Annotated in this window: 3 protein-coding genes; 2 read left to right on the forward strand and 1 reads right to left on the reverse strand. The window is 51.5% G+C overall.

Annotated features, from left to right (window positions below; genetic code table 11):
• Window positions 1-154 precede the first annotated feature (154 nt).
• Window positions 155-346, reverse strand: a complete 192-nt coding sequence (locus tag WFM46_RS23490) for a hypothetical protein (protein WP_021243041.1) — start codon at window positions 344-346, stop codon at window positions 155-157.
• 1,234 nt (window positions 347-1,580) lie between these two features.
• On the opposite strand from WFM46_RS23490, the gene WFM46_RS23495 reads away from it, so the two are divergent.
• Together WFM46_RS23495 and WFM46_RS23500 are read left to right on the forward strand one after the other, a co-directional pair.
• Entirely contained in the window at window positions 1,581-1,808 is a 228-nt protein-coding gene (locus WFM46_RS23495; protein ID WP_021243043.1) for a YgdI/YgdR family lipoprotein, read from the forward strand.
• A gap of 365 nt (window positions 1,809-2,173) precedes the next feature.
• Window positions 2,174-2,359 (forward strand): Rop family plasmid primer RNA-binding protein, encoded by a 186-nt coding sequence (locus WFM46_RS23500; protein ID WP_013772937.1) that lies wholly within the window; start codon window positions 2,174-2,176, stop codon window positions 2,357-2,359.
• Window positions 2,360-2,606: the final 247 nt, after the last annotated feature.

Raw genomic sequence — 2,606 nt, forward strand, 5'->3', positions numbered from 1 at the left:
CACCGGGAAACAGCAAAAAAAACCGGGCGGCACGCCCGGAACTCAATCAAGTTAGATTAGATTACTCTCACTCGTCCATAACAGCATCATGGAACGACGACCACCGTCCGTGACGGCCGCCTCGTTTAAGTATGGACAGAAATACAGAAAATGCTCAGGACGAAATGTAATGAATGCGAACGGATTCAAGAAATTCGAGCATGACAGTCCTTACGGCCGGTTCGGTTTCAGACAAAATCTGCCGGTATGCATCCAGCATCATGGCTCCGGCATCCCCTCCGGCACGCCGTAGCCAGACCGAAACAACGGACACAAGCAGGTGTCGCTCATCATCACTAAGAGTCATCAGGGCTCCGGAAGAAAAACCAAACATGGCTTACCTACTGTTAACGGCAACGCAGAAGAAAGGTTTACAGGGTAGCGGGCAGGGATGAAAAAAAAAAAATTGCAGTCAGGCCGGAACGGCTGCTGAACCGGTACAGGCGGGTTCCGGGCGCAGCGCCGGACCAGTCACGGAGCACTAGCGGAGTGTATACTGGCTTAAGATGTAGCATGGCAGTAACACATAGCATTAATGCCACATAAGACAGGCGCAGAAAGTGAAAGAAAACGCGTCAGGAGAAAATGTGATACAGAATATATTCCGCTTCCTCGCTCACTGACTCGCTCCGCTCGGTCGTTCGGCTGCGGCGAGCGGGACGGGCTTACGGATGGATCAGAAATTTCCTGGGGGATGCCAGGAAGATACTTAACGAAGAAAGCATAAGGCCGCGCCAAAGCCGTTTTTCCATAGGCTCCGCCCCCCTGACAAGCATCACAGAATCTGACGCTCAAATCAGTGGTGGCGAAACCCGATGCGGCTTAAAGATACCAGGCGTTTCCCCCTGGTGGCTCCCTCGTGCTCCCCCGCATTCCTGCCTTTCGGTTTACCGGTGTCACTCCGCTGTTATGGCCGCGGTTTCTCATTCCACGCCTGACACTCAGTTCCGGGAAGGCAGTTCGCTCCAGGATGGACTGTATGCACGAACCCCCCGTTCAGTCCGACCGCTGCGCCTTATCCGGTAACTATCAACTTGAGTCCAACCCGGAAAGACACGACTAATCGCCATTGGCAACGGCCATTGGCAAACAGGATGTGCGAGAGATGTCTCAAGAGTTCTTGAAGTGGCGGCCTTAGTGAGGCTACACTGAAAGGACAAATTTGGTGACATGTCTCGCACAAGACTGTTACCACGGTTAGGGGATCTGCCAGGATTACCTAACCTTCGAAAAACCACCTGCCAGGGTGGTTTTTTCGTTTACAGGGCAAGAGATTACGCGCGGAAAAAAAGGATCTCAAGAAGATCCTTTATAAATTAGACATCCAACCTCACAAAGAGGAATACTTAAATCATCTTGGTATATGTATCGGCCGGATTACATCTCATATAAGCCTCCTCCCCGCCTGACACCACACTTTGACCATAGCACCTCGCGCCTAACTCGATATACAGCCCACCATCAAGCCTCTTTTCACATAAAAAATGACCTATAGTTAGATGGTTAGTGACCAAAACTGATATGGATAAAAGGAGCTGGCTTTGAAAAAGATTTTTGTTTCAGTGTTCGCAGCGGCAGTTGCGCTTTCAGCCCTCACCGGCTGCACGCGCACAAGCTATGCCATACACACCAATGACGGTCGCACTATTGTCAGCGACGGCAAACCTAAAGAATCAGACTCAGGCCTGCTTGGCTATACAGACGCGAATGGTGTCAAACAGCAGATCAATAAAACCGACGTTAAAGAAGTCTCCGAAATTCCGCACTGAGCATCTTCTCCGAAAAAGGCCGCTAATGTGGCCTTTTTCTTTACCTGTGGTTCTCCGCCAAAATCCCAGCAAATTGCATCACCAAAGCTAAAAGCTTTCAGGGTTGTCTAAAAAGCACAAGACATAAGAGGAAGTGCGGTATTTTATAATCAAGCCCCCAAGAATTTACCATAACATCCGTTGCCCGCACCGCCTGAGACGCGTTCAGCGCGTTCCTGACGAAACCATGACAAAAACCACAACAAACCACCCCGGAACCCGTCAGAAACGCGCCTGTTAAATTTTAACGGCATGCATGACTATGCACCAGAATGACGCCATGCTCTTTTCACGCAAAAATCATCACCAGACGGGGAAAATCACCAGTGACCAGACAGGAATCCGCCGCCCTCAATATGGCCAAATTTATCCGCGCACAGACACTTCTCCTCCTTGAGCGGCTCGAGCAGATGGATCTGGATGAGGCTGCCGGCTGCTGTGAGCACCTGCACGATCAGGCCGAAGCGCTTTACGCCATGCTGAACGCACAGATAGGCGAGGAAAATGCGTGAAAATCGGTGAACGGGTGCGCAATTCAGTGCGCGGCCGTGAGGCGATGGCGGGGTGTCGGGGCGCAGCCCTGACCAGGGTATTTGTGATGCCGGCGCGTGCGCGGTATTACAAATGCACATCCTGTCCCGGAACGGACACCGGGAAACAGCAAAAAAAACCGGGCGGCACGCCCGGAACTCAATCAAGTTAGATTAGATTACTCTCACTCGTCCATAACAGCATCATGGAACGACGACCACCGTCCGT

This window comes from Leclercia sp. M50, assembly GCF_037150775.1.
Classification (GTDB): Bacteria; Pseudomonadota; Gammaproteobacteria; order Enterobacterales; family Enterobacteriaceae; genus Enterobacter.

Coding starts and splice junctions, on each gene's coding strand:
- WFM46_RS23490 (WP_021243041.1), bottom strand. CDS start 346: ATGACTCTTAGTGATGATGAGCGACACCTGCTTGTGTCCGTTGTTTCG.